This is a genomic window from Microbacterium sp. MAH-37 (genome assembly GCF_009758255.1).
GTDB lineage: Bacteria > Actinomycetota > Actinomycetes > Actinomycetales > Microbacteriaceae > Microbacterium.
Map to the genome: position 1 here is coordinate 514,925 of NZ_WSEN01000010.1, position 25,894 is coordinate 540,818.

General features: G+C 70.3%; 23 protein-coding genes. 14 read left to right on the plus strand and 9 right to left on the minus strand.

All coding sequences use genetic code 11. The features are described 5' to 3' along the window. The first annotated feature begins 216 nt into the window (after positions 1-216). The gene (locus GON06_RS16610; RefSeq protein ID WP_157313424.1) at positions 217-1,527 is read left to right on the plus strand and encodes an MFS transporter; all 1,311 of its coding nucleotides are present in this window, start codon (positions 217-219) and stop codon (positions 1,525-1,527) included. Positions 1,528-1,539: 12 nt separating this feature from the next. On the opposite strand, the gene GON06_RS16615 is transcribed toward GON06_RS16610, so the two are convergent. Next, complete coding sequence (locus GON06_RS16615) at positions 1,540-2,532, minus strand: AsnC family transcriptional regulator (RefSeq protein WP_198346739.1); 993 nt, start codon at positions 2,530-2,532, stop codon at positions 1,540-1,542. An 88-nt stretch (positions 2,533-2,620) separates the two neighbouring features. Here GON06_RS16615 and GON06_RS16620 point away from each other — a divergent pair, with 88 nt between their 5' ends. Further along, positions 2,621-4,042, plus strand: a complete 1,422-nt coding sequence (locus tag GON06_RS16620) for a M28 family peptidase (protein ID WP_198346740.1) — start codon at positions 2,621-2,623, stop codon at positions 4,040-4,042. Beyond that, the gene (locus tag GON06_RS16625) at positions 4,039-5,061 is read left to right on the plus strand and encodes a lipase family protein (protein WP_157313427.1); all 1,023 of its coding nucleotides are present in this window, start codon (positions 4,039-4,041) and stop codon (positions 5,059-5,061) included. Before GON06_RS16620 ends, GON06_RS16625 begins: the two co-directional genes overlap by 4 nt. Positions 5,062-5,111: 50 nt before the next feature. Here GON06_RS16625 and GON06_RS16630 read toward each other — a convergent pair whose 3' ends face one another. Beyond that, positions 5,112-7,265, minus strand: coding sequence for an ATP-dependent Clp protease ATP-binding subunit (locus GON06_RS16630; RefSeq protein WP_157313428.1), 2,154 nt, complete (start codon positions 7,263-7,265; stop codon positions 5,112-5,114). 404 nt (positions 7,266-7,669) lie between these two features. On the opposite strand from GON06_RS16630, the gene GON06_RS16635 reads away from it, so the two are divergent. The 3 genes from GON06_RS16635 to xdhC are packed head-to-tail and all read left to right on the plus strand — an operon-like array spanning position 7,670 to position 12,389. After that, positions 7,670-9,154, plus strand: coding sequence for a xanthine dehydrogenase small subunit (locus tag GON06_RS16635; RefSeq protein ID WP_157313429.1), 1,485 nt, complete (start codon positions 7,670-7,672; stop codon positions 9,152-9,154). Continuing rightward, a complete protein-coding gene (xdhB, locus tag GON06_RS16640; protein WP_157313430.1) occupies positions 9,151-11,532 on the plus strand; it encodes a xanthine dehydrogenase molybdopterin binding subunit in 2,382 nt (793 codons plus the stop codon). Before GON06_RS16635 ends, xdhB begins: the two co-directional genes overlap by 4 nt. Positions 11,533-11,570: 38 nt before the next feature. After that, a complete protein-coding gene (gene xdhC, locus GON06_RS16645) occupies positions 11,571-12,389 on the plus strand; it encodes a xanthine dehydrogenase accessory protein XdhC (protein WP_157313431.1) in 819 nt (272 codons plus the stop codon). 122 nt (positions 12,390-12,511) lie between these two features. Here xdhC and GON06_RS16650 read toward each other — a convergent pair whose 3' ends face one another. Continuing rightward, the gene (locus GON06_RS16650) at positions 12,512-14,074 is read right to left on the minus strand and encodes an NCS2 family permease (RefSeq protein ID WP_157313432.1); all 1,563 of its coding nucleotides are present in this window, start codon (positions 14,072-14,074) and stop codon (positions 12,512-12,514) included. 68 nt (positions 14,075-14,142) lie between these two features. After that, the gene (locus tag GON06_RS16655) at positions 14,143-14,655 is read right to left on the minus strand and encodes a nucleoside deaminase (protein WP_332837654.1); all 513 of its coding nucleotides are present in this window, start codon (positions 14,653-14,655) and stop codon (positions 14,143-14,145) included. 242 nt (positions 14,656-14,897) lie between these two features. Here GON06_RS16655 and GON06_RS16660 point away from each other — a divergent pair, with 242 nt between their 5' ends. From GON06_RS16660 to moaA, 5 genes are all read left to right on the plus strand, one after another. After that, the gene (locus tag GON06_RS16660) at positions 14,898-15,308 is read left to right on the plus strand and encodes a TOBE domain-containing protein (protein WP_157313434.1); all 411 of its coding nucleotides are present in this window, start codon (positions 14,898-14,900) and stop codon (positions 15,306-15,308) included. A gap of 2 nt (positions 15,309-15,310) precedes the next feature. Continuing rightward, entirely contained in the window at positions 15,311-16,096 is a 786-nt protein-coding gene (modA, locus tag GON06_RS16665; protein ID WP_157313807.1) for a molybdate ABC transporter substrate-binding protein, read from the plus strand. Next, on the plus strand, positions 16,093-16,896 hold the full coding sequence (locus tag GON06_RS16670; RefSeq protein ID WP_332837655.1) for an ABC transporter permease: 804 nt from the start codon (positions 16,093-16,095) through the stop codon (positions 16,894-16,896). The genes modA and GON06_RS16670 overlap by 4 nt, the downstream gene beginning before the upstream one ends. 136 nt (positions 16,897-17,032) lie before the next feature. Further along, complete coding sequence (locus GON06_RS16675) at positions 17,033-18,226, plus strand: ABC transporter ATP-binding protein (protein ID WP_157313435.1); 1,194 nt, start codon at positions 17,033-17,035, stop codon at positions 18,224-18,226. A 208-nt stretch (positions 18,227-18,434) separates the two neighbouring features. Continuing rightward, positions 18,435-19,529 (plus strand): GTP 3',8-cyclase MoaA, encoded by a 1,095-nt coding sequence (gene moaA / locus GON06_RS16680; RefSeq protein WP_157313436.1) that lies wholly within the window; start codon positions 18,435-18,437, stop codon positions 19,527-19,529. Between the two features lie 10 nt (positions 19,530-19,539). On the opposite strand, the gene GON06_RS16685 is transcribed toward moaA, so the two are convergent. From GON06_RS16685 to GON06_RS16695, 3 genes are read right to left on the minus strand one after another with little or no spacing between them, the layout of a single operon-like run. Next, positions 19,540-20,214, minus strand: a complete 675-nt coding sequence (locus GON06_RS16685) for a GAP family protein (RefSeq protein WP_157313437.1) — start codon at positions 20,212-20,214, stop codon at positions 19,540-19,542. Positions 20,215-20,247: 33 nt separating this feature from the next. Continuing rightward, positions 20,248-20,655 (minus strand): molybdenum cofactor biosynthesis protein MoaE, encoded by a 408-nt coding sequence (locus GON06_RS16690; RefSeq protein WP_332837656.1) that lies wholly within the window; start codon positions 20,653-20,655, stop codon positions 20,248-20,250. After that, positions 20,652-21,797 (minus strand): ThiF family adenylyltransferase, encoded by a 1,146-nt coding sequence (locus tag GON06_RS16695; protein ID WP_157313438.1) that lies wholly within the window; start codon positions 21,795-21,797, stop codon positions 20,652-20,654. The genes GON06_RS16690 and GON06_RS16695 overlap by 4 nt, the downstream gene beginning before the upstream one ends. Before the next feature lie 91 nt (positions 21,798-21,888). Between GON06_RS16695 and GON06_RS16700 the strand changes: the two genes are divergently transcribed. The 3 genes from GON06_RS16700 to moaC are packed head-to-tail and all read left to right on the plus strand — an operon-like array spanning position 21,889 to position 23,898. Then, a complete protein-coding gene (locus tag GON06_RS16700) occupies positions 21,889-22,137 on the plus strand; it encodes a MoaD/ThiS family protein (protein ID WP_157313439.1) in 249 nt (82 codons plus the stop codon). Further along, the gene (locus GON06_RS16705) at positions 22,134-23,423 is read left to right on the plus strand and encodes a molybdopterin molybdotransferase MoeA (protein ID WP_157313440.1); all 1,290 of its coding nucleotides are present in this window, start codon (positions 22,134-22,136) and stop codon (positions 23,421-23,423) included. The genes GON06_RS16700 and GON06_RS16705 overlap by 4 nt, the downstream gene beginning before the upstream one ends. Beyond that, positions 23,416-23,898, plus strand: a complete 483-nt coding sequence (gene moaC / locus GON06_RS16710; protein WP_157313441.1) for a cyclic pyranopterin monophosphate synthase MoaC — start codon at positions 23,416-23,418, stop codon at positions 23,896-23,898. Before GON06_RS16705 ends, moaC begins: the two co-directional genes overlap by 8 nt. 98 nt (positions 23,899-23,996) lie before the next feature. On the opposite strand, the gene GON06_RS16715 is transcribed toward moaC, so the two are convergent. Further along, a complete protein-coding gene (locus tag GON06_RS16715; RefSeq protein ID WP_157313442.1) occupies positions 23,997-24,641 on the minus strand; it encodes a hypothetical protein in 645 nt (214 codons plus the stop codon). Between the two features lie 127 nt (positions 24,642-24,768). Continuing rightward, positions 24,769-25,887: a glycerate kinase gene (locus tag GON06_RS16720; RefSeq protein ID WP_157313443.1), complete on the minus strand. Its 1,119-nt coding sequence runs from the start codon at positions 25,885-25,887 to the stop codon at positions 24,769-24,771. Positions 25,888-25,894: the final 7 nt, after the last annotated feature.

The following is a 25,894-nucleotide window of genomic DNA, read 5'->3' on the forward strand; positions in this document are numbered from 1 at the left end:
CCTCCCTCGTCGGAGGCTCATAAAGATCTACCACGGGCACTTTCCGCGCGTCAATGATTTCTTCCGAATAACGGATGCTTGATTCCGCAGTTCGGAATCTAATTCAACGCGTTGCGTCTCGCGCACACGACGGATGCCGCACGTCCGCGCGCGCCGGCTGACGGATCGGCCTCATCTCTGCGACTGACATGAGCGGCCGCCCCTAGCATCGGCCCTATGATCGCCCTCTCCCGTCGCACCCGGGCCGGCTACGCCCTCGGAGGCATCGCCTCGGGCACCTACGGGACGGTGCCCGGCCTCATCCTCATGCCGTTCCTCACCGACCTCCTCGGCGTGGAGGCGGCGATCGCCGGCATGATCGTGTTCGCGCCGAAGGCCTGGGACTTCTTCCTCAACCCGCTCGCCGGACGGCTCAGCGATCGCTCCCGGCATCCGCACGACCGCCGACGGCCGTTCATCCTGCGGGCCGGAGTCCTGCTCGCCCTCTCGTTCCTCGCGATGTTCTTCGGCCCCACGGCGCCACCGGTCGCGGCAGCTCTCTGGGTGCTCATCCTCTTCCTCGCCTCCGCCACCGTGTACGCGTTCTTCCAGGTCCCGTATCTCGCGATGTCGGCCGAGATCACCGACGACTACGCAGAGCGCACCCGGCTGATCAGCTGGCGGGTGATCGTGTTCACTCTCGCGATCCTGGTCTCCGGAGCGACGGCGCCCGCCCTCGTCGAGACCTTCGGCGGCGTCGCCGGCTATCGGATCATGGCCGGAGCGATGGCAGCGCTGATCCTGATCGGCACCGCCGGCGTGTGGTGGGGAACGCGCAGGGTGCCGCTCACCCGCACCGAGGACGCCGGCGGCCGGCTGTTCGGACAGCTCGTCATCGTGCTCCGCGACCGCGACGCCCGCACGCTCATCGTCTCGTTCGTGCTGCAGGCCGTCGCGATCGGGATGGTGCTCGGCGGAGTGGTCTACGTGGCGCGGCACGTCGTGCACGACCCAGCCGTCGCGACGATCGCGTTCGTCTGCTTCGTGGCACCGGCGGTGGTGCTCACGCCGCTCTGGTCGGCGCTCGGACGGCGGATCGGCAAGAAGGGCGGATTCGCGGCGGCGACCGTCGTCATGACCGCGGGGCTGCTGGCTCTGCTCAGTGCTCGTGGCGGCGACGCCACGCCGATGCTGATCGCCGCGGGTGTCGTCGGTGTCGGATACGCCGGTGCGCAGCTGTTCCCGCTGGCGATGCTGCCCGACCTCGCCGCCGAGGACGCACGGCGGAGCGGCATGAACCGGATCGGCATGATCTCGGGGGTGTGGTCGGGATTCGAGTTGCTCGGCTACGCCCTGGGCCCTGCGCTGCTCGGCCTGGTCCTCAGCATCGGCGGCTACGTGGCCTCCACCGGCACCGAGGTCGTCCAGTCGGACTCCGCGCAGTGGGCGATCGTGCTCGGCGTCTCGGTGATACCGGCGGCACTGTGCGCGATCAGTCTGGTGCCACTCTCCCGTTACCGCCTCGACGCGCGTCTGCGCGCGGCCTGAGCCGGCCGGCCGTCACCACCTCAGCGGGACGCGGCCCGCCGTCCGCCCCTGCGCGTCGAGCAGGTGGCCGTTGCGCTTGACGCTGCGCAGGACGGTCCACCGATCGACGATGTCGACGTCGCTCCCCCACGCCTCCTCGATCCGCTGCAGGTCCGTCAGCGAGCGCGCACGCACGCAGACGAAGAGCGGGGCACGGCCGACGACGACGCCGACGCGATGCGCCTCGGGCAGACGTGCGGCGAGCATGGCCGCGCTCCCCGCATCCGACGATCGCGCCCAGAGCACCGCTCCACGACGGTGCCCGGCCCACGGCATCGCGAAGTCGCAGCCCAGCCGCAGCAGCCCCGCGAACACCGCGCGATCGACGGTGCGTCTCGCCGTCGCCTCGGAGACGCCGACCGCCGCGGCGACGGCCGAGGCGGGCATGCGGGGGTCCTCGTCGAGCACCTCGGCCAGTTCGGCGACGACCTCCGGCCGCGGCGGTCGGGCCTCGTCCGGGCGACTCGGGTCGCGCAGGACCCGTTGCTGCTGACGGGAGAGCACGCGCAGCCGCCAGCCGGAGTCCTCCGCGGTGACGGCCGCGGCGACATCCATCCGCCGCACCCTGGCACCGAGCGCGGCGATCTCGCGTACGCGCTCGCCGAGCAGGAGAAGACCGCCCGCACCCGCGACGAGTGCGAGACAGCCCGCCGAGGTCTCGTCGACGCTGAGCACCCACGGGCGCGCGGCGACCTCGTCGACCACCGACGGCGCGGTGCGCGGGTCCAGCAGCACGACGGCCACATCGGTCGTCGACGACCATCGCTCGGGCGTGGGCCAGGAGGTGAGCCAGGCCAGAGACTCCTCACGCAGCGTCTGCCAGTGCCGGGCGACGGTGGCCGCATCCGCTCCGACGGCCGCGGCGACACGCGTCCACGGCGCGCGTGCATCGATCTGCAGTGCGTGCACGATGGCGAGGTCGAGTTCGCCGAGCATCCGGGGCCCGTCGTCGTTGAGGAGTTCCATGTGACGAATCGTACGAAGTGATAGCTCAGTTCTGAAGGATTCGATGTGCGTAGATCTGGATTCTCGAGCTCTCTCTAGCCTCAGAGCCATGAGCATGACCGAAGAGGAGATCCTCGCGACCGTCGAGGACCTCGTCTCGATGGCTCCCCGAGCCACCGGCTCCCCCGGCGGCGAGCGCGCCGCCTCGTACGTGCAGCAGCGCTTCGACACCGCGGGACTGTCGACCGAGGTGCTCGAGGTTCCGTCCTTCTCCTGGCGCGCGGAGCGCTGCGCCGTCGAGGTCGGCGGCGAGTCCGTCGGCTGCGCTCCGATCCTGCATTCCGCACTCCCCGCGCACGGATGGACCGGTGCCGCCGAACATCGCGTCGAGGCGCGCGTGGTCGACATCGGCGCCGACCGGGTGGGCCGCCGTGACGTGCGGGGGGCGATCGTGCTCTTCGATCTCACCTTCGACATGACAGTCGCGCATTCGCTTCCGCTGACCCTCTACCTGCACGACCCCGGCCGCCGGGTGCTGCGCCGAGAAGTGCTCGGCAGCCGCAACCCCTACGTCACGTCCCTCGCACGCACCATGACGGATGCCGCGGCCGCGGGAGCGGTCGGCGTGATCGGCGTACTGCGGGACTACCCCGACTCCCGGAACTACCACAACGAGTACTACCGCAGGACGCTGTTCCCGCTGCCCGGCGTCTGGGTCACCCGGGCCGACGGGGTCCGCCTGCGCACCCTGCTGCAGGACGGGGCTCGCGCCCGGCTGACGCTCGACATCGCCCGGGAGGAGGTCGTGTCCCGCACCGTGATCGGCGTGCTGCCCGGCAGGTCGACGGATGCTGTGATGATCCAGTCGCACCACGATTCGATCGGCCCTGGGGCCGTCGAGGACGCCTCCGGCACGGCCGAGGTGATCGCCCTCGCCGAGCACTACGGCGCGGCTGCAGCGGCGGGCGTCCAACGGGAGAAGACGCTGCTGTTCGTCACATTCGACACTCACTTCACCGGATACCAGGCGCATCGCGAGTTCGCGGCCCGGCACGTGCTGTCATCTGATGCCCCCTGGAACATCGTGCTGAACACCACGATCGAGCACATCGGACTGCGCGCGGTGGAGGGCGATGACGGCGGCTTCGCGTCCACCGGCGAGACCGAGCCGCGCGGCATCTTCGTGAACGTGAATCCGGCGTTCACCTGGCGCATCGGCCGCGCCGTGCGCCGACATGGCCTCCACGGAACGAGCCTGCTCGGCGCCGGCGCGCTGGAGTTCCTCGCCTCGGGCATCCCCACCGACGCCTCCTTCACGTTCGTCAGCGGGGTGCCGACGATCAGCCTGATCTCAGGGCCCCTCTATCTCTACGACGACGCCGACACGATCGATCGCATCGACCGCGCCCAGCTCGTTCCCGTCGCCCGCTTCTTCGCCGACGTCGTCGACGATGCGGAGCGCCACGACGGGCGGAGGCTCGGCACCCTTCCCTCGGGTCTGCGGCGTCGTCTGCCGAGAGGACGCTGGTGAGCGGCCGCGTCGTCTCCTTCCCCACGACGGGGATCGACGGGAGGGTGCAGCAGCAGACCGGGCTGCTTCACGTCCCCGCCGCGGCCCCACCGCGCCGCGGATATCCGGTCGTCGTGTACGGACACATGACCACCGGCGGTTCGCCGCGCTCGGCACCCAGCGGCGGCGAGCCCTCGCACCCCGAATGGCGGCGGATGTCGCAGGGAGACGCCCTGTGCGCGGCCCTCGTCGTCCGGGGAATCGCGGTGCTGCGCCCGGACTACGAGGGCATCGGAGGGCCCGGCATCCACCCTTACCTGATCGGATCGTCGCTGGCCGCGTCGATGACCGGGATGATGCGCGCCAGAGAGCTGTTCGACGCCGGCCTCGGCGACGCCTGGGTCGCCGCCGGGCACTCCGAGGGCGCGGTCGCCGCGCTGCACGCCTCCGTCGCAGCGGAGCCGGATGCCGGGACGCATCTGGTCGGCACCGCGGCCTTCGCTCCCGTCACCCGGATGGACCTCAGCATCCGCGCAGCGCGCCGCGTACCAGGCCGCTTTCCGGGCTCCGGGGTCGTCTCGGCGCTCATCGCACTCATGCTGCGCGGAGCTGCGGTGACCGACGAGCGGATGGAGCGGCTCATCGCCGGCGAAGGACTGAGCACACGCGCCGCGGCGCAGTGGACCGACCTGGACCGGCTGTGCCTCACGGAGCTCGCCGCACCGACGTCATGGGGCGGGATCGCCCCCTCCCGGATCGGTGGGCCCGCCGGCGAGGAGCTGTTCCGGTTGCTGGATGAATCGTTCCGTGCCAACGAGGTCGCCGGGCTCACCGGTTTCCGTGCGCCGGTGCGTATCGACGCCGCGCGCTTCGACGAGGTCGCGCCCGCACCGCTCTCGACGCGGCTGCTGGGTGCGTATCGTCGCGCTGGCGTCGCGCTCGTCTCCCGCTGGTGGCCGACGCACCACTCCGGCACGATGCACCCGCGGTACGCCCCGTCGGTGGCCGCCGGCTGGATCGCCGAGCGGTTCCGGAGATGAGAGAAGGGGCGGATGCCGCGCATCCGCCCCTTCTCGTCGAGCGCGGCCGTTCAGACCGCGGCGCTGGTGAGTACCAGACCCGACCCGTCGGCTGCGACGTCCACCCGCACGGTGTCGCCGTCGTGCACATTGCCAGACAGCAGCGCTGTCGCGAGGCGGTTCTGCACCTCGGTCTGGATGAGGCGACGCAGGGGTCGCGCTCCGAACACCGGGTCGTACCCGCGCTCTGCCAGCCACGACCGGGCATCCGGCGTGACGGCGAGCGAGAGACGGCGCTCGTGCAGCCGCTTCTGCAGCTGGTCGACCGACAGCGAGACGATCTGCGCGAGGTCGTCCTCCGACAGCGCCTGGAACATCACGATGTCGTCGAGACGGTTCAGGAACTCAGGGCGGAACGACTGCCGCACCAGCGCCATCACCTGCTCGCTCTTGACCTCCGTCGACATCGTCGGGTCGATGAGGATCGGGGAGCCGATGTTGCTCGTCAGGATCAGGATGACGTTGGAGAAGTCCACCGTGCGCCCCTGGCCGTCGGTGAGCCGCCCGTCGTCGAGCACCTGCAGCAGCACGTCGAACACCTCGGGGTGCGCCTTCTCGACCTCGTCGAGCAGCACCACGCTGTACGGACGCCGCCGTACGGCCTCGGTGAGCTGACCGCCCTGCTCGTAGCCGACGTACCCCGGAGGGGCGCCGACCAGCCGCGAGACGGAGTGCTTCTCGCCGTACTCCGACATGTCGATGCGCACCATGGCGTGCTCGTCGTCGAAGAGGAACTCAGCGAGCGCCTTGGCCAGCTCGGTCTTGCCGACGCCGGTGGGGCCGAGGAACAGGAACGATCCGGTCGGGCGACCGGGGTCGCTGATGCCTGCGCGCGAGCGCCGAACCGCGTCGGAGACGGCGCGAACAGCATCCTTCTGCCCGATCAGCCGCCTGCCCAGCTCGTTCTCGAGGTGCAGCAGCTTCTCGCTCTCGCCCTGCATGAGCCGGCCGACCGGGATGCCGGTCCACGCGGCGATGACGCCGGCGATGTCCTCGTCGGTGACCTGCTCGTTGACCATGCGCCCCTCGCTCGACACGGCCTGCTCGGCAGCCTCGGCCTCGGCGATGTCGCGCTCCAGGCGCTTGATGGTCTCGTACTCGAGCTTGGACGCCTTCGTGTAGTCGGCGTTGCGCATCGCGAGATCGCGCTGGGTGACCGCGTCGTCGAGCTGCTTCTTCAGCTCGCCCACCCGATTCAGGCCCTGCCGTTCGCGCGACCACCGCTCCTGCAGCACGGCGAGCTCCTTCTCGAGGTCGCCGAGCTGCTCGCGCAGCGTGGCCAGTCGCTCCTTCGAGGCGTCGTCCTTCTCCTTCTTCAGGGCGAGCTCCTCGAGCTTCATCCGGTCGACCTGTCGCTTGAGCTCGTCGATCTCGACCGGCGAGGAGTCGATCTCCATCTTCAGCCGCGACATGGCCTCGTCGATGAGGTCGATGGCCTTGTCGGGCAGCTGCCTGCTGGGCAGGTAGCGGTTCGAGAGCGCAGCGGCGGCGACGAGCGCACTGTCGGCGATCGTCACTCCGTGGTGGGCCTCGTACCGCCCCTTCAGCCCTCGGAGGATCGCGATGGTGTCCTCGACGGACGGCTCACCGACGTAGACCTGCTGGAAGCGCCGCTCGAGAGCGGCATCCTTCTCGATGAACTCGCGGTACTCGTTGAGCGTGGTCGCCCCGATCATGCGCAGCTCGCCGCGGGCGAGCATGGGCTTGAGCATGTTGGATGCCGCGACCGATCCCTCACCGCCGCCCGCGCCCATCAGCACATGCAGCTCGTCGATGAAGGTGATGACCTTGCCGTCGGACTCGGTGATCTCCTTGAGCACGCTCTTCAGACGCTCCTCGAACTGGCCGCGGTACATGGCACCGGCGACGAGGGCGGAGATGTCGAGGCTGATCAGCTCCTTGTCCTTGAGCGACTCGGCGACGTCGCCGGCGACGATGCGCTGGGCGAGCCCCTCGACGACGGCGGTCTTGCCGACGCCGGGCTCGCCGATGAGCACGGGGTTGTTCTTGGTACGGCGGGTGAGCACCTGGCTCACGCGACGGATCTCGCCGTCGCGGCCGATCACCGGATCGAGCTTGCCCTGACGGGCGCGATCGGTGAGGTTGATTCCGAACTGCTCGAGCGCGCTCTGCTGCTCTTCCTGCTGCTGGCTGGGGTTGGTCATTCCGTTCCTCCTGGGGAGACTCCTTATCAAAGTTGAGTTAAGACGACTCAAGTTTACCATCTTGACCCCGCGCCCGCCAGAGCTTACGATGTCCATTGGTCAGAACTGACTTTCCGAATCCCGGAAACTCGAAGAAGAGAGGGGACGTCATGCCGCACATCGACGCCTGCACCCCCTCCTCCGAGCGCCCCTTCGCCTGGGGCAACTGGTACGCACACGGCGCCTGAGCAGGCCCGGAATCCCCACGATTCCGAGGCCGCCACCGCTACGCCGAAGCGGCGTAGACTCACCGCATCCGCGCGCGCCGTCTGATCAGCCCGCCGGAGCGGGACCTCGGGATCTCCAGATGGCACGCATGGACGTGCCGCCAGAGCGCTTCGGCGCAGGACCTGAGGAGACACAGAATGACTGACATCGCTGTCACCGCTCCCGCCGTGACCGTGAACGGGCGCAGCCGCCCGCTCGACGGGGTCGCGACGCACGCGACGGCGCTGGACTGGCTGCGCGACACGGGCCTGTCCGGAAGCAAGGAGGGCTGCGCCGAGGGCGAGTGCGGAGCGTGCGCGATGATGCTCGCGACGCCGGACGCCGCCGGCGGCACCACCTGGACCCCGGTGAACGCCTGCCTCGTGCCGGTGTACGCGCTGGACGGCCAGGAGATCGTCACCGCAGAGGGCCTCGGCACCGTCGAGGATCTGCACCCCGTGCAGGAGAAGCTCGCCGAGGCGGGCGGCTCGCAGTGCGGCTACTGCACCCCCGGCTTCGCCTGCTCGATGGCGGCGGAGTACTACCGGCCGGACCGTGGCGCGGCCGCTGACGAGACCTGCCCGGTCCACGACGACGCCCACGACGCCGAGCACGGCCCGAACGGCTTCGACCTGCACGCCTTGAGCGGCAACCTGTGCCGCTGCACCGGCTACCGCCCGATCCGGGATGCCGCGTACGCGCTGGGTTCCCCCGAGGCGGACGACCCGCTGCAGCAGCGACTCGCCGGCCCCGCCCCTGCGCCGGTCGCGACCGACGCCGTGGTCGACGGCAGCCGTTTCCTCCGGCCCGCCACCCTGGCCGAGGCACTCCAGGTGCTGCGCGACGAGCCCACCGCGCTCGTCGTCGCCGGCTCCACCGACTGGGGCGTCGAGGTGAACATCCGCGGCAGCCGCGCCCCGTTCGTCGTCGCGATCGACCAGCTCGAGGAGCTGCGCGGTCTCACCGAGACCGACGAGTACGTCGAGATCGGAGCGGCCCTGCCGCTGTCCGAGGTCGAGCGCCGGCTGGACGGCCGCATCCCGCTGCTGGCGAAGCTGTTCCCCCAGTTCGCCTCCCGGTTGATCCGCAACCGCGGCACCTTCGGCGGCAATCTCGGCACCGGATCCCCGATCGGCGACACCCCGCCTGCGCTGCTGGCCCTGGGCGCGCGCCTCGTGCTGGCATCCGTCGACGGTCAACGCGAGGTCGACCTCGCCGAGTACTTCACCGGCTACCGACAGTCGGTGCGCGCGAAGGACGAGCTGATCACCGCCGTGCGCATCCCGCTGCCGCTGGCCGAGTACACCGCCTTCCACAAGATCGCCAAGCGCCGCTTCGACGACATCTCCTCGGTCGCGATCGGCTTCGCGCTCGACGTCGAGGACGGCGTCGTGACCGGCGCGCGGATCGGCCTGGGCGGTGTCGCCGCCACGCCGCTGCGCGCCCGCGACACCGAGGAGGCCCTCATCGGGCGGCCGTGGGACATCACCACCGTCAAGGCGGCATCCGCCGTGCTGCAGGGCGAGGGCACCCCGATGTCCGACCACCGCGCCAGCAGCGACTACCGCGCGCACATGCTGGGCTCCGCACTCCTGAAGTTCTACAGCCAGACCGTCATCCAGTCGAAGGAGGTGTCGGCATGAGCGCTCTCGCCGACCGCCCCGAGCACCCCGTCGTCGGACAGCACCACGCGCACGAGAGTGCGGCGCTGCACGTCACCGGAGCGGCGATGTACACCGACGACGTCGCCGAACAGACCGCCGGTGTGCTCACGGCCTGGCCGGTGCAGTCCACCAGCGCGCACGCGCGCGTGACCATCGACGTCTCCGGCGCCTACGACGTGCCCGGCGTCGTCCGCGTGCTCACCGCCGACGACGTGCCCGGGCTGAACGACGCCGGCATCCGCAACGACGAGCCGCTCTTCCCCAGCGAGGCGATGTTCTACGGGCACGCGCTGGTGTGGGTGCTCGGCGAGAGCACCGAGGCCGCGCGCCTGGGTGCTGCGCGGGTGAAGGTCGACTACGAGCCGCTGCCGTCGCTGATCACGGTGCAGGACGCCATAGAGGCGCAGTCCTTCATGGGCACCCCGCGCACGGTGGAGCGCGGCGACGCGGCATCCGCCCTCGCGTCGGCGGCGCACGTCTTCGAAGGCGTCACGGAGTTCGCCGGTCAGGAGCACTTCTACCTCGAGACGCAGGCGTCCTTCGCCGTGCGCGACTCGGAGGGGCAGTACTTCATCCAGTGCTCCACGCAGCATCCGTCGGAGACGCAGGATCTGGTCTCGCACGTGCTCGGCATCCACGCCAACGAGGTCACCGTGCAGTGCCTGCGCATGGGCGGCGGGTTCGGCGGCAAGGAGATGCAGCCGCACGGCTTCGCCGCGGTCGCGGCGCTGGGCGCCAAGCTCACCGGGCGTCCGGTGCGCGTGCGCCTGAACCGCACGCAGGACCTCACGATGACCGGCAAACGGCACCCGTTCCACATCACGTGGAAGGTCGGTCTCGACGAGGACGGGATGCTGCAGGCGCTGGACACCGTGCTCACGGCGGACGGCGGCTGGTCGATCGACCTGTCCGAGCCGGTGCTCGGCCGCGCGCTGTGCCACCTCGACAACGCCTACTGGATCCCGAACGTGCACGCCTACGGGCAGATCGCGAAGACCAACAAGCAGTCGAACACCGCGTACCGCGGGTTCGGCGGCCCGCAGGGCGTGTTCCTCATCGAGGACATCCTGGGCCGGGTCGCCCCGGCGCTCGGCATCGATCCGCTGGAGCTGCGTCGCCGCAACTTCTACCGGCAGGGCCAGAGCACGCCGTACGGGCAGGTCGTGAAGGACGCCGACCGTATGCCGACGATCTGGGACCAGCTCGCCGGCGAGGCGACGATCGCCGAGCGGCGCGCAGAGATCGACGCTTTCAACGCGGCGAACCCCGACGTGAAGCGCGCGATCTCGATGACGCCGATCAAGTTCGGCATCTCGTTCAACTTCGCGGCCTTCAACCAGGCCGGGGCCCTCGTGCACGTCTACAAGGACGGCTCGGTACTGGTCAACCACGGCGGCACCGAGATGGGCCAGGGCCTGCACACGAAGATGCTGCAGGTCGCCGCGACCGCTCTCGGCCTCGAACTGCACCAGGTGCGCCTCGCACCGACCCGCACCGACAAGGTGCCGAACACCTCTGCCACTGCGGCATCCTCGGGTGCCGACCTGAACGGCGGGGCCGTGAAGAACGCCTGCGAGCAGATCCGCGACCGAATGTCCGCGGTCGCCGGGCGCCTGCTCGGCGTCGACGGCCGCGACGTGCGCTTCGGCGGCGGATACGTGACCGCGCTCGGCAAGCCCGACCGGCTGACGTTCGCCCAGGTCGCGAAGGAGGCGTACTTCCAGCGCGTGCAGCTGTTCGCCGCCGGGTACTACCGCACCGAAGGACTGCACTGGAACCCCGAGATCATGCAGGGTTCGCCGTTCAAGTACTTCGCCTACGGCGCGGCCGCCACCGAGGTCGAGATCGACGGGTTCACCGGTGCGTACCGCATCCGTCGCGTCGACATCGTGCACGACGTGGGCGACTCGCTCTCACCGATGCTCGACATCGGCCAGATCGAGGGAGCGTACGTGCAGGGCATGGGCTGGCTCACGCTCGAGGACCTGCGCTGGGACGAGACGGACGGTCCGCACCGCGGCCGTCTGCAGACCCAGTCCGCCTCGACGTACAAGCTGCCGAGCTTCTCCGAGATGCCCGAGGAGTTCAACGTGCGCCTGTTCGAGAACGCCCGCGAGGACGGCGCCGTGTACGGCTCGAAGGCCGTCGGCGAGCCGCCGTTCATGCTGGCGTTCAGCGCCCGCGAGGCGCTGCGTCAGGCGGTCGGGGCCTTCGGGCCCGCCGGTCACGTCGTCGAACTGGCCTCTCCGGCGACGCCGGAGTCGGTCTACTGGGCCGTTGAGGCTGCCCGCGCAGCGGCATCCGCCGCCTCCGTCGGCGCCCAGGTCGCGGAAGATGTCGCTCTGACTCGCGCGTGACGACGGATTCTGCGACCTGAGCGAGAAGGAAGCGACCCATGGACTGGCTCGACGCGCTGCGCGACCTGCGTGACGCGCGCACCCCTGCGGTGATCGTCACGCTCGCCATGGTGCGCGGGCACGCGCCTCGCAACGGCGGCGCGAAGATGGTCGTCTCACCGGACCGGATGTTCGGCACGATCGGCGGCGGGAACCTCGAGGCGACCGCCGCCGACCGTGCCCGAGCCATGCTGGCCGCGGGCACCGCCGAGCCCGAGCTGCTCACGCTGACGCTGAGCGACAGGGCCACGACGGAGTACGGCGTGCAGTGCTGCGGAGGAGAGGTCACGATCATGCTGGAACCGGTCCGCGTCGTGCCGACGGTGGCCGTGTTCGGTCTCGGACACGTCGGCGTCGAGCTCGCCCGCATCCTGTCGCGGCACGAGCTCGACCTGCATCTGGTCGACTCCCGCGCGGAGATGCTGGATGCCGAGCGCCTCGAGCCGGTGCGCACCGGCGCCGTGGCCCGGGTGCAGGTGCACCACTCCCCCGTGCCGGAGGCTGCCCTCGCCGACATCCCGGCAGGCGCGCACGTGCTGGTCATGACGCACGACCACGTCGAGGACCTCGCGATCGTCGATCAGGCGCTGAGATCGGATGCTCCGGCGTCGATCGGCCTGATCGGATCGGCGTCGAAGTGGGCACGGTTCCGCAAGAAGCTCGGCGAGGCCGGGCACTCCGCCGAGGAACTGGAACGCGTCACCACCCCGATCGGCATTCCCGAGGTCTCCGGAAAGCAGCCCGCCGTGATCGCCGTGAGCGTCGCGGCGCGAATTCTGCAATTGATCGAGGAGTCCGCGCCCGCGGCATCCGCCTGAATTCTTTCTGGATATCCCGCAGCGAATTCCGTTGGGGGATATTCGCATTTCTCATCGCGCGAGGAATACACACAAAAGAAGACCCGGTCCCTTTCGGGGACCGGGTCTTCTTTTTCCGTGCGTCAGCTCCCCAGCATCGCCTCGATGGGGCCGCGGACGAAGTACAGGGCGAAGCCGGCCGCGACCACCCACATCAGCCAGTGCACCTTGCGGGCTCGACCTGAGAACGCGTTGACCAGCGCCCACGAGATGAACCCGATGCCGATGCCGTTGGCGATCGAGTAGGTCAGCGGCATCGTCACGATCGTGAGGAACGCGGGCAGAGCGACCGCGAACTTGTCGAACTTGATCTCGCGGATCTGCGCCATCATCATCGCACCGACCACGACCAGCGCCGCCGAGCCGACCTCGATCGGCACCACCAGGGTGAGTGGCGTGAGGAACATCGACAGCAGGAACAGCACACCCACCACCAGCGAAGCAACGCCGGAGCGTGCTCCCTCGCCGATGCCGGAGGCGCTGTCGACGTAGACCGTGTTCGACGAGGTCGAGGTCATACCGCCGGCGACGGCGCCGAAGCCCTCGACGACGAACGCCGAGCGCAGACGAGGGAACGTGCCGTCCTTGTAGGCGAGACCGGCGTTCTTGGCCAGCCCCGTCATGGTGCCCATGGCATCGAAGAAGTTCGAGAACACCAGGGTGAACACGAGCATCGTCGCCGACAGCACGCCCACGCGGCCGAAGGAGCCGAACAGATCGAACTGCCCGATCAGTCCGAAGTCGGGGATCGTCACCCACGAGCTGGGCAGCTCGGGGATCGTCATGTGCCAGCCGTTCGGGTCCTCGAACGAGGGACCGAGCTTCAGCACCGACTGGGCGATGAGCGCCACGACGGTGGTGGCCACGATGCCGATCAGGATGCCGCCGGGCACCTTCCGCGCGACGAGGATGCCGATCAGCACCAGGCCGAGCAGGAAGATCAGCGTCGGCACGGAGGTGATCGATCCGTCGGTACCCAGCTGCACCGGCGGGCCACCCGGTGTGCGCGTGACGAACCCGGAGTCGACGAAGCCGATGAAGGCGATGAACAGGCCGATTCCGACCGTGATCGCCGCCTTCAGCGGCTGCGGCACCGCCTTGAAGATCGCGGTCCGGATGCCGGTGGCACCGAAGATCACGATCAGGATGCCGTTGATCACGACCAGGCCCATGGCCTCCTGCCAGGTGACCTGTCCGACGACGGACACGGCCAGGAAGGAGTTGATGCCGAGGCCGGCGGCGAGCGCGAACGGCAACCGCGCGATCACGCCGAACAGGATCGTCATGACACCGGCGGTGAGGCCGGTCGCCGCGCCGATCTGCGCGGCGTCGAGGGCGTTCCCTGCGACGTCGTCGACGCCGCCGAGGATCAGCGGGTTCAGGATGACGATGTAGGCCATCGTCACGAACGTGACGATGCCGCCTCGGATCTCACGGCCCAGTGTCGAGCCTCGGCGGGTGATCTCGAAGAAGCGGTCGAAGGCGTTCTTCGGCTCTCCCTCGACGGTCGTGGTCGCCCCCGTGGACAGGGGCGGCAGCTCCTCCTCGCTGCGGGTGAAGAGTCCCGTCGCGTCGTTGCCTGGGACGGCATTCGACGACGTGTCGGGGGCGGATGGGCGTGTGGAAGCAGGGCGTTCTGAAGACATCATCGGCTCCGGGTTGTCAGTACGTTTCGGTTACGCGTCAGTACTCGACGCGGTGGTGAGGTCGCGCGTCAGTACTCGACGCGGGTGGTGGTGAGCTTCCACTCGGTGAAGGGCGCGACGCGCTCCTCTGCCGGCAGCGGCTCCTGTGCGACGGGCAGGATCACGCGATCGGCCGCATCGCCCTCGAAGTAGCGGTAGAACACGGCGTCGTCGAAGCCGCCGTCGGCCGCGTCATCACGGCTGGCCGCGAAGTACACGCGGTCGAGCCGAGCCCACAGCGATGTCGCGAGGCACATCGGGCAGGGCTCGCAGCTCGTGTAGAGCGTGGCGCCGGAGAGGTCGAACGTGCCGAGACCCTGGCAGGCGTTCCGTATGGCGGTGACCTCGGCGTGCGCCGACGGATCGAGGTTCGCGGTGACCCGGTTGACGCCCTCGAAGACCTGTCCGTCCGCGGAGACGACGATCGCCCCGAACGGGCCGCCTTCGTTGCGGACGTTGTCGACGGCTATGCGAACCGCCTCGGCGAGATACTCCGCCGGCGTCGGCCGAGTGGCGGATTCGGATATAGCGGTGCTGTGCACGGAAAGCTCCCTTGCTGTCGTCGCAGTGATACGGCTTATCGGGTCGGGCCCGGATCGGGTCGTTCCACGAGATATACGTCGAACCGCTAGGTTTTTCCTTCTTGCCGGGCGCAATTCGTGAGCGTCGCGGCCTGACGAGCATAACAACCGGTTCCCGCTTCGTCCAGCGATTTCGAAAGTCCTTTACCGCATCGCGGTATTTCATTTTGCGCTTCCGCATTTGCGGCGCTACAGTCGCTCCCATGACGCATTTTCGGATCGCTGAGGCGGCGACTCTCCTCGGAGTGAGCGATGACACCGTCCGGCGCTGGGCGCGCGACGGGCTGCTCACCGTGTCACACGACGAAGCCGGGCGCCAGGTCGTGCCGGGCGACGAACTGGCCGCCCATGCGCAGTGGCTGGCCAGCGCGGCGAACGAGGACGGCGACCGGCGGCTCAGCGCCCGCAACCGGTTCGTCGGGCTCGTCACCCGGGTCGAGATCGAGGGGCTGATGGCTCAGGTCGAGCTGCAATGCGGGCCGTTCCGCGTGGTGTCGCTGATGTCGGCCGAGGCCGCGCGCGATCTGCGCCTCGAGGTCGGCGACCGCGGCGTCGCGATCGTGAAGGCCACCACCGTCATCATCGAAGCAACCGCCAAGGAGACCCACCCGTGAGCATGCACCGAACCGGCGTCCTCGCCGCTGCCGTGACCGCCGTCCTGCTGCTGGCAGGCTGCTCAGGTTCCCCCGTCGCCGAGCCGACAGCCACGCAGACGGAGGACTCGCTCTCCGGCGACCTGACCGTCTACGCCGCGGCATCCCTGTCCGGCGCCTTCGACGAGCTCGCGAAGGAGTTCTCCGCCGCGCATCCTGGCGTCACCGTCAAGCCGATCAGCTACGACGGGTCCTCGGTGCTCGCCACCCAGCTGATCGGCGGGGCACCCGCCGACGTGTTCGCCTCGGCCGACGAGAAGAACATGGCGAAGGTCACGGATGCCGGTCTCGCAGAGGAGCCTGTGGACTTCGCCGCGAACGTCATGCAGATCGCGACGGCGCCGGGGAACCCGAAGGGCATCACAGATCTCGCGTCGCTGACGGCGAAGGGCCTCACGGTCGTGCTGTGCGCGCCCGAGGTGCCCTGCGGCGCGGCGTCGCAGACGCTGCTGAAGAACGCCGGCGTGACGCTGGCACCGGCCAGCGAGGAGCAGAACGTCACGGCGGTGCTGACGAAGGTCGCCAGCGGCGAGGCGGATGCCGGGCTCGTGTATGTGACCGACGTCGAGGCCGCGGGCGACGCCGTCACCGGCATCCCGATCGACGGTGCGGATGCCGCGACCAACGTGTACCCGATCGCCGCGCTGAAGGACGCGCCGAACGCCGACGCGGCGGCGGCGTTCGTGGCATTCGTGACCAGCCCGGAGGGCCGCGCGGTGCTCGAGGAGTTCGGCTTCGAGGCGCCGTGAGCACGGCGACCGGCACCCGACTGCCCGCCTGGCTGATCGCCCCCGCGGCGCTGGGCACGGCGCTGCTGGTGCTGCCGTTCGTCGCCCTGCTGGCGAGGCTCGACTGGGCCGGTGTGCCGGCCGCGATCACGTCGGATGCCGCGCTGCAGGCGCTCGGACTGTCGCTCGGCACCGCATCGGTCGCGACCGCACTGTGCCTGCTGCTCGGAGTGCCGCTCGCGATGCTCATCGCCCGCGCGCCCGCCTGGCTGGCCGCGGTGCTGCGCACGCTGACCACGCTGCCGCTGGTGCTGCCGCCGCTGGTCGGCGGCATCGCGCTGCTGGCTCTGCTCGGGCGGCAGAGCGTGCTCGGAGACCTGCTCGCCGAGGTCGGCATCCGCGTGCCGTTCACGACCGCCGCCGTGGTGATCGCGCAGACCTTCGTGGCGATGCCGTTCCTGGTGATCTCGGTCGAGGGGTCGCTGCGCACCGGCGGCACCGCGCACGAGCTGGTCGCCGCAACGCTCGGCGCGCGGCCGTTCACGGTGTTCCGCCGGGTGACGCTGCCACTGGTGGCGCCCGGTCTCATCGCGGGGACGGTGCTGTGCTTCGCCCGGGCGCTCGGGGAGTTCGGCGCGACCGCGCTGTTCGCCGGCAACGCCGCGGGCGTGACCCGCACCATGCCGCTCGCGATCTACACCGCGTTCAACGGCGCGGGTGTCGGCGAGGACACGGCCATCGCGCTGTCGCTGATGCTGATCCTGGTGGCGATCGCAGTGCTCGTGCTGATGCGCGGCTGGCGAGCGGATGCGGTGCGATGAGTGAGGTGTCTGGGTCCCACTCGGAGTGCACGCGCGGCGTCGAGCGCACGGCTTCCTGTCGAGCGCACGGGCTTTCGACGTCAACACGCCGTGCACTCGGCAGCAGGACGTGCATTCGACGAGCGGGGCGGCGACGATGACGCTGTCGGCTGACTTCCGTGCGCGGGTCGGCGCGTTCCGGGTCGACATGGCTCTGGATGCCGGGCCGGGCGAGGTCCTCGCGATCCTCGGGCCGAACGGCTCCGGCAAGTCGACGCTGCTCGCCGCACTCGCGGGACACCTGGAGATCGACGACGGGCACGTCGCCCTCGACGGGCGGATGCTCGACGGTCGGGGCGGCGACGGTCGCGCTGTGCGCGTTGCGCCCGCGCAGCGCCGTGTCGGGCTGCTCGGGCAGCGACCCCTGCTGTTCCCGCATCTGTCCGCGCTCGAGAACGTGGCGTTCGGCCCGCGCGCGCAGGGGGTGCCGCGCGCGGAGGCGCGGACGGATGCGGCGAGCTGGCTCGATCGGGTGGGGCTCGGCGACCTCGCCGGGCACCGCCCCGCGCAGCTGTCCGGTGGGCAGCAGCAGCGCGTCGCTCTGGCGAGAGCCTTGGCGGCACGGCCCGCCGCGCTGCTGCTGGACGAGCCGTTCGCCGCACTCGACGTGGAGACTGCCGCGCAGGCACGCCGCCTGGTGGCCGAGCAGCGCGACAGCGCAGGCATCCCGCTCGTCCTGGTCACCCACGACCCGCTCGACGCGGTCGTTCTCGCGGCGCGGACGGCGATCGTGCACGACGGCCGGATCGTGCAGCAGGGACCGACGGCCGAAGTGCTCGGGCATCCACGTTCGGCTTTCGTCGCCGCGCTGGCCGGGGTGAACCTCGTGGCCGGGTACGGATCCGCAGACGGCACCGTGCTCAGCGCGGCCCCGGCAGGCGCAGTATCGGCCGGGGCGGGATCCACCGGGGAGGGCCCCGACCTCACGGCGCCCGAAATCGCTGACCGGACCGGCCCCGCATCCAGCGCTCCGACATCACCGAGCTCCGACCTCGTGTGGCGAGGCGCCGGCGACGCCGTGGCTGTCGGTGCTGCCGCGACGATCGCATTCGCGCCGGGATCGGTGCGGATCCAACAGCCGGATGCCGCAGCGACGACCGCGGCGAACACCTGGGAGGGTACCGTCGCGACGCTCGAGCCGCTGCCCGGCGGCATGCGGCTCCGCACCGCGGAGCAGCCCGGCATCGCCGTGGACTGCCCGTCGACCGTGGCCGTCGCCGCCGGGGTCGCCCCCGGCGTGCGGCTGCGCTTCACCGTGCATCCCGACGATGTGTCGGTGCGCCGGGCCTGATCCGCGCACCGTCCCCTCCAGGTCGCACTTGGTCCCGGAATCCCGGTGCCGCAGCGGGACCAACTGCAACCTGAACGATCGCGGCCGCCCAGACCGAGGCGAACTGCGACCAGAGCGCACGCGGCGATCGGCAGGAGATGATCCGGCCACCCCGGCATCCGGCACACCGAAACCGGTGCTACCGTTGCGATCCGTAAGGGGGTGACCGATGTCGATCACGCACAACGACCGTTCCGACGGTGCCGTGAGGCTGCCGTCCACCGGCATGCCCATCGCGCTGACAGACAAGTACCGGCGCCCGCTGCGAGACCTGCGGATCTCTGTCACCGACCGGTGCAACTTCCGCTGCGTGTACTGCATGCCGAAAGAGGTATTCGGTCGCGATTACGCATTCCTCGATAGGAATGAACTGCTCTCCTTCGAGGAGATCACCCGGATCGCGCGGGTCGCCGCGGCCCACGGCGTGCACAAGATCCGCCTCACCGGAGGCGAACCACTGCTGCGCCGCGGCATCGAGGAGCTCATCGGACAGCTCGCCGAGCTGCGCACATCGGAAGGCGAGAAGCTCGACATCGCCCTGACCACGAATGGATCAGCACTGGCTGTGAAGGCCGCGGCGCTGAAGGCGGCCGGCCTCACACGGGTCACCGTGTCGGTGGACTCGCTCGACGACGAGCTGTTCCAGAAGATGAACGACGTCCGCTTCCCGGTGAGCCGGGTGCTGGACGGCATCGACGCCGCCCATGAGGCCGGTCTCGGCCCGATCCGGCTGAACATGGTGGTCAAGCGCGGACTCAACGACGGCGAGATCATCGACATGGCACGCCGGTTCAAGGGCACGCCCTACACACTGCGCTTCATCGAGTACATGGACGTCGGCAACACCAACGGCTGGTCGCTCGACGAGGTCGTCCCGTCATCGGAGGTCGTGGAGCGCATCAATGCGGTGTTCCCGCTCGAGCCGGTCGGTGAGGCCGTGCACGGCGAGACCGCGAAGCGCTGGCGGTACGCCGACGGCTCCGGCGAGATCGGCCTGATCTCCAGCGTGACCAACGCCTTCTGCGGCACCTGCAACCGTGCCCGCATCTCCACCGAGGGCAGGCTGTTCACGTGCCTGTTCGCCTCGGAGGGCCACGACCTGCGCGCGCTGCTGCGCGGCGGAGCATCCGATGAAGAACTCTCCGCGGCGATGGCGTCGATCTGGGGCGGCCGCGAGGACCGCTACTCCGAGATCCGCTCCAGCCTCACGCCTGAACTGCGCGAGCAGCGCAAGCGCATCGAGATGAGCTACATCGGCGGCTGACCGCCGCCGTTCAGATGCCGTCGCCGAAGAAGGCGAGGCCATCGCTGATCAGCAGCACACCGATCAGCAGCAGGATCACGGACACTACGAGCTTCAGGTTCGCCGTCAGCCAGTCGCGGGCCGCGGAGAGCACATCGCCCGCACGATCCCCCAGCATCACGAAGGCGACGAGGGGCGCAATCGCCGTGAGCGTCGCGAGCAGCGCGAACACGGTCGCCGCACCGAAGGCACCCGGGATGTCATCGATGGTGGCACCGATGGTCAGCCCGGCACCGATCGCGATCGCGAGATCCTTCGGATTCGTCGCCGTCACGAGCAGGCCCAGCCCGAAGGCACGCGCCGGTGTGGCCTGCGTCATCGACGCCAGCCAGGCGGGCAAGCAGGCCGAGCCGTCGCGCGGGCGGCGCGACCAGCTCACGAAGGCCGCGATGACGAGCCCGGCCCCCAGGAGTAACTGCAGGACAGCGCCCCAGACTCCGCTCCCGGAGAGTTCAGCGAGGTACTCGGCCGCGACACCCGCCAGCGCAACCGCGACGAGCAGGCTGATCAGCCGGCCGAGCGCCAGCGCCATTCCGCCGCGCAGTCCCGCCGGCGCCATGAGCGCCAGGATCACCGCCATGATCGGAAGCGGGCTGAGCGCGAGCACGAAGGCCATGGGCAGGAGTTCGGCGAGCGCTTCGATCACGCCGTCATCCTCCCACGACGCTGTACAGGCTGTTCAGAGCCCGACCCACTCCGAGACGCCGTCGTCGTAGTGCTGGCGCTTCCAGATCGGCACCTCGTGCTTGATGATCTCGACCAGACGCTCGCAGGCGTCGAACGCCTCGGCGCGGTGCGGAGCAGATGCCGCGGCGAACAGCGCCACGTCGCCGATGCGCAGATCGCCCACGCGGTGCGACGCGGCGACCGCGAAGCCGGTCTCCTCACGGATCCGCGTGACGCAGGCCTCGAGGAAGCGCGCGGCATCCGGATGCGCGCGGTAGTCCAGCGAGCGCACCGGCTTGCCGCCGTCGTGATCGCGCACCACGCCGCAGAACATCACCACGGCACCGCTGGCATCGGCCTCGACGGCCGTGCGGATCGCGACCTCGTCGAGGGGCGTCTCGGAGATCAGGTCGAAGTTCACAGCGCCTCCCGGATGCTGGATACGGTCTCGCCGCCGACGGCTGCGAAGGCCTGGATGCCGCCGGCGAGGTACACGACGTCGTCGAAGCCGCGCTCGTTCAGGATGCGGGCCGCGCTGCGCGACCGCGGATCCTTCTCGCAGTAGACCACGAGCGTCTCGTCACCGGCATCCGGCAGCGAACCGCTGCGCAGGTCGCCGATGGGAAGCAGGATGCTGCCGTCGATGCGGCGCGCGTCGGCCTCGTGCTGCTCGCGCACGTCGAGCAGGCGCAGCCGCTCGCCGGCGCGCATCCGGCGCAGCAGATCGGCGGCGGCGACCGCGACGAGGTCGTCATCGGCGTCCACGCCGCAGAACAGGTCGTAGTCGATCAGCTCGGTGACCTCCGGGGTCTCGTCGGAGACGCCGTACGAGATCTCGCGGGTGCGCGCGGTGAGCGCGTCGTAGACGAGCACGCGGCCGATCAGCGGTTCGCCGACACCGGTGATGAGCTTGATGGCCTCGGTGGCCAGGAACGCCCCGATCGCCGGGCAGAGCGTCGGCAGCACGCCGCCAAGCTCGCAGGACAGCGCTTCGTCGGCGGGCGGCGGGGCCGGGAAAAGGTCGCGCCAGGTGGGGCCGTGGCCGTGCCAGGAGACGCCGACCTGGCCGTGGAACCGCAGGATCGCACCCCACACCAGCGGCACGCCCGCCAGCACGGCGGCGTCGTTGGCGAGGTACCGCGTCGGGAAGTTGTCGCTGCCGTCGATCAACAGGTCGTAACCGGCGAGGATCTCGGGCAGGTTCGCGCTGGTCACGCGCACCGGATGCCGATTCACTCGGCACTCCGGATCGATCGCGGCGACGGTCTCGGCGAGCGAGTCGACCTTGGGACGGCCGATGTCGGCGACGCCATGGCTGAGCTGACGGTGCAGGTTGGAAAGCTCGACGTCGTCATCGTCGATGATGCCGATCGTGCCGATACCTGCCGCGGCGAGCGACGGGACAACGGCGCTGCCGAGACCGCCGGCTCCGATGACCAGCACGCGAGCGTTGCGCAGCCGGCGCTGGGCGACCTCGCCGAACCCGGGCAGCATGAGCTGACGGCTGTATCGGGAGACCCGGTCGGAGTCCAGCGGCGGACCCGGCTCGACGAGCGGAGACATGGTTCCGAGTCTACGCTTTCGCTGTCCGCCAGGCGGATATTCACTTCCACTTCGCGGATGCCGGATTCCGCATCGCGGGTACGATGGAGACATGGCGATGGTGACGGTGCGGTACTTCGCGGCGGCGGCGGATGCGGCCGGCTGCGAGCAGGAGCAGCTCGAGCTCAGCTCCGGCGCGACCGTGGGCGCGCTGCGCGACGCCCTGCAGGAGCGCTACGGCGCAGCGATGGAGAAGGTGCTGCGCTCCGGGTCGTTCCTCGTCGACGGCATCGTGCGCCGCGACCCCGCTTCGCCGATCTCGGCGAACGTCGACGTGCTGCCTCCGTTCGCGGGCGGATGACCGTGCGCACGCACCTCGAGCACGCCGCCGCGGCGGCGGAACTGCTCGCGCCGCTCGCTGAGCGCCTGACGGATCCTTCTCGTTCCGGCGTCTGGCCCGTCGATGCCGAGAACTCACCTCTGGACCGGATCCTCGCCGAGGACGTGACCTCCCCGATCTCCCTCCCCCGCTTCGCGAACTCGCAGATGGACGGCTACGCCGTGCGCGCGGTGGATCTCGCCGCGGCATCCGCCGACAATCCCGTGCGCCTCCCGGTCGGCCCGACCAGCGCCGCCGGCGATCCTGTCGGCACGATCGCTCCGGGAACCGCCTCCCCTGTCATGACCGGCGCGGCGGTGCCGGACGGCGCCGACGCCGTGGTGCCGATCGAGCAGTGCGATCCCGCGCACTTCGTCGGCATCGGCGGGGGCACGCACGACGCCCCGGCCGGCACGACCGTCGCGTTCCGCGCACCCGTCGAATCCGGCACGTTCGTGCGGGCCGTCGGCACCGACATCCGGGAGGGTGCGCTGCTGCTGCCCGCAGGCACCCGGCTCGGGCCGGCACAGCTCGGGTCGCTCGCGGCGGCCGGGGTGCCGCTCGTGCGCGTGCAGAACCCGGTCCGCGTGCTCGTGCTCTCGACCGGCCATGAACTGCGGATGCCGGGCATCCGGCTCGATCCGGTGGCCGACAGCGGCGCGATCTACGACTCGAACTCCGCGATGATGGCCGCCGCCGTCATGGCCGCCGGCGCGACCGCCGTGACCGCGTCGGCGCCGGACGACGCCCCCGCCGTCGTGGACGCCATCGAGCAGCATCCGGACGTCGACCTGGTCGTGACCACGGGCGGCGTCAGCGCCGGTGCGTTCGAGGTCGTGCGCGACGCGCTCGCGCCGCTCGGCGTGGAGTTCGGCCCTGTCGCGATGCAGCCGGGAGGCCCACAGGGCCTCGGCACCGCCGTGCTGCCGAGCGGACGGCGGATGCCGGTGCTGGCGTTCCCCGGGAACCCTGTGTCGGCGCTCGTCTCGTTCGAGCTGTTCCTGCGGCCGCTGCTGCGCGGCTTCGCCGGGCTGCCGGCGCAGCGCCGCACCGAGCGCGGCGCGCTCGCGCATCCGGTCACCTCGCCGCCCGCCCGGCACCAGGTGCGGCGCGGCACGGTGCACGCAGACGGTAGCGTCGAGGTCGGCGCCCCGAGCTCCCACCTGCTGCACGCGTACGCCACGGCGAATGCGCTCGTGCACCTCCCTGTAGGAGTGGGTTCCCTGCCCGCCGGCGCCGAGGTCGACTACTGGAGGATCGATGACTGAGACTGGACCCCAGCTCACCCACCTGCGTGCCGACGGCTCTGCCCACATGGTCGACGTGACCGAGAAGGCCGTGACGCGCCGCGAGGCGAAGGCACAGGCGGTGCTCATCACCACCCCGGAGGTGGTCGCCGCGATCGCAGACGGCACCCTACCCAAGGGCGAGGCGCTCGGCACCGCCCGGCTGGCCGGCATCATGGGCGCGAAGCAGACCTCGAACCTCATCCCGCTGTGCCACCCGCTGCCGCTGACGAAGCTCGCCGTCGACCTGGAGCCGGGCGGCGACCGGGTGCGCATCGTCGCGACCGCCGTCACGAACGGCGTGACCGGAGTGGAGATGGAGGCGCTCACCGCCGCGAGCGTCGCCGCGCTGACCCTCTACGACATGATCAAGGCAGTCGACAACCGCGCCGTGATCACCGACATCCAGGTGCTCGCGAAGTCCGGTGGCAAGTCGGGCGACTGGTCGCGCGAGTAGCCTCCCCCACTGCTCCGGTCTCAACGGATGTGGGTCCACGGGTGCCGACACCCGCAACGAGTGAGACCGGAACGGGAGAAGCGCACCCTCCAGATGCGTCAGATCAGGATCGGGAAGGTCAGCATGATGACGATCCCGGCGGCGCCGACGACCATCGCCAGCGACAGCAGCGTCCAGCGCACCCAAGGCACCAGGTCGCGCTGTGACATCGCGGTGAGGAACAGCACGAGCGCGAACAGCACGGTCAGCAGCGTGTAGTCGTCGCCGCGCTGGTTGCTCGCGAGCGCCCGCTCGTACTTCGCGTCCGCGCGTTCGGCGAGCTTCTTCGCCTCGAGCGTGCCCGGCGGCACGTACTCCTCCATCACGAACGGCCCCTGCTCGACCCGGCCGTCCGCGTTCCAGGCGTCGAAGGCCGTGCGGAACTCCGGAGTGAACCGCTGCTCGATGTAGGAGACGAGCTGCGTGTTCCCCTCGGCTTCGGCGAGCACGTACTGCGTCCAGATCGTGAGGTCGTACTGACGGGCGTCGCGGGCCTGCCCCTCAGCCGCCGTGGCCTGCACGCGGGCGCTGGAGGCCTGGCTGAACGAGATCGACATGTCGCCGCCCCATTTGGACGCCTCGAACCCGCACCATGCCGTGACGACCGCGGTGATCGACAGCACGAACACCGCGATCACGTCGAAGACATCGCGCTTCTTCCTGCGCGGTGCGTTCTGGGTCTGCGCCTCCGCGGTCTGCTCCATCGCCGGCCTCCTCGGCAACATCCTGGCACGCCTCCCCCTCTTACCCGAGGAATGTCCCTATTCCAGGAGGAGGAGCTGGGCACGACGGGAGGCGGACGCCGTTGTCCCCGCCCCGCCGAGTCTGTGGTCAGAGGATGTCGCGGGCGACGGTGCGCCCGACGTCGACCAGCAGGGTCTTCGCGTTCGCAATGCTCTTCGCGATATCGGGCTCGATGTCGGACAGCGCGTAGACGCGCGCGAATCCGGCGGATGCCACGGCCGCGGCATCCAGAGTCGACCGGCCGCACACCGCGATGACCGGCACGCCTGCCGCCCGGGCGATCGCGGCGACGCCGAGCGGCGTCTTGCCGCCGAGGCTCTGATCGTCGAGACTGCCCTCGCCCGTGATGACGAGGTCGGCGCCGACGACGCGCTCGGCCAGTCCGGTCAGTCGCTGCACGACCTCGACGCCGGGCTCGCGACGCGCGCCGAGCACGGCGAGCGCCGCGTAGCCGACGCCGCCGGCGGCACCGGCCCCTGCTTCGGCGGTCGACGGCCGGACTCCCGGCTCGGCTTCCAGCAGTGCCGCGAAGTGTGCGAGGGCGGCGTCCAGCTCCGCGACATCCGCAGCGGATGCCCCCTTCTGCGGCCCGAACACGGCCGCAGCGCCCCGCTCACCGAGCAGCGGGTTGTCCACGTCGCTGGCCAGCACGATGTCGGCATCGGCCAGCCGCGGATCGAGGCCGGAGACGTCGACGGTCGCGAGCGACGCGAGCGCGGCTCCTCCGCCGGGAAGCTCCTCCCCCGAGGCATCCTTCAGCGAGACGCCGAGGGCCTGCAGCATCCCCGCCCCGGCGTCGGTGTTCGCGCTGCCGCCGATGCCGAGCACGACCTGCGTGCACCCGCGGTCCAGGGCGGCGCGGATGAGGTCGCCGGTGCCGCGGCTGGTGGCCTCCCGGGCGGCGCGCACACCGCCCGGGAGCACGTCCAGCCCGCTCGCGGCGGCCATCTCGATGATGGCCTGCGGGCCGCGGACCGCGAACACCGCCGTGACGGGATCCCCCACCGGGCCCGTCGCCTCTGCGGCATCCGCCGTGAAACCGGCGGCGAGGGCGGCGTCGACCGTCCCCTCGCCGCCGTCGGCGACCGGCACCGACTCGATCACGACATCCGCACGGACCGACAGGATCCCCTCACCGAGAGCGGCGGCGACCTCGGCCCCCGTCGCGGAGCCCTTGAACTTGTCGGACGCGATGAGAATGCGCATGATCAGC

Excerpts from the sequence above, each read along its gene's own strand:
- GON06_RS16610 (WP_157313424.1), top strand. The coding sequence starts at position 217 with ATGATCGCCCTCTCCCGTCGCACCCGGGCCGGCTACGCCCTCGGAGGC.
- GON06_RS16615 (WP_198346739.1), bottom strand. The coding sequence starts at position 2,532 with ATGGAACTCCTCAACGACGACGGGCCCCGGATGCTCGGCGAACTCGAC.
- GON06_RS16620 (WP_198346740.1), top strand. The coding sequence starts at position 2,621 with ATGAGCATGACCGAAGAGGAGATCCTCGCGACCGTCGAGGACCTCGTC.
- GON06_RS16630 (WP_157313428.1), bottom strand. The coding sequence starts at position 7,265 with ATGACCAACCCCAGCCAGCAGCAGGAAGAGCAGCAGAGCGCGCTCGAG.
- GON06_RS16635 (WP_157313429.1), top strand. The coding sequence starts at position 7,670 with ATGACTGACATCGCTGTCACCGCTCCCGCCGTGACCGTGAACGGGCGC.
- xdhB (WP_157313430.1), top strand. The coding sequence starts at position 9,151 with ATGAGCGCTCTCGCCGACCGCCCCGAGCACCCCGTCGTCGGACAGCAC.
- xdhC (WP_157313431.1), top strand. The coding sequence starts at position 11,571 with ATGGACTGGCTCGACGCGCTGCGCGACCTGCGTGACGCGCGCACCCCT.
- GON06_RS16650 (WP_157313432.1), bottom strand. The coding sequence starts at position 14,074 with ATGTCTTCAGAACGCCCTGCTTCCACACGCCCATCCGCCCCCGACACG.
- GON06_RS16660 (WP_157313434.1), top strand. The coding sequence starts at position 14,898 with ATGACGCATTTTCGGATCGCTGAGGCGGCGACTCTCCTCGGAGTGAGC.
- modA (WP_157313807.1), top strand. The coding sequence starts at position 15,311 with ATGCACCGAACCGGCGTCCTCGCCGCTGCCGTGACCGCCGTCCTGCTG.
- GON06_RS16675 (WP_157313435.1), top strand. The coding sequence starts at position 17,033 with ATGACGCTGTCGGCTGACTTCCGTGCGCGGGTCGGCGCGTTCCGGGTC.
- moaA (WP_157313436.1), top strand. The coding sequence starts at position 18,435 with ATGTCGATCACGCACAACGACCGTTCCGACGGTGCCGTGAGGCTGCCG.
- GON06_RS16695 (WP_157313438.1), bottom strand. The coding sequence starts at position 21,797 with ATGTCTCCGCTCGTCGAGCCGGGTCCGCCGCTGGACTCCGACCGGGTC.
- GON06_RS16700 (WP_157313439.1), top strand. The coding sequence starts at position 21,889 with ATGGCGATGGTGACGGTGCGGTACTTCGCGGCGGCGGCGGATGCGGCC.
- GON06_RS16705 (WP_157313440.1), top strand. The coding sequence starts at position 22,134 with ATGACCGTGCGCACGCACCTCGAGCACGCCGCCGCGGCGGCGGAACTG.
- moaC (WP_157313441.1), top strand. The coding sequence starts at position 23,416 with ATGACTGAGACTGGACCCCAGCTCACCCACCTGCGTGCCGACGGCTCT.
- GON06_RS16715 (WP_157313442.1), bottom strand. The coding sequence starts at position 24,641 with ATGGAGCAGACCGCGGAGGCGCAGACCCAGAACGCACCGCGCAGGAAG.
- GON06_RS16720 (WP_157313443.1), bottom strand. The coding sequence starts at position 25,887 with ATGCGCATTCTCATCGCGTCCGACAAGTTCAAGGGCTCCGCGACGGGG.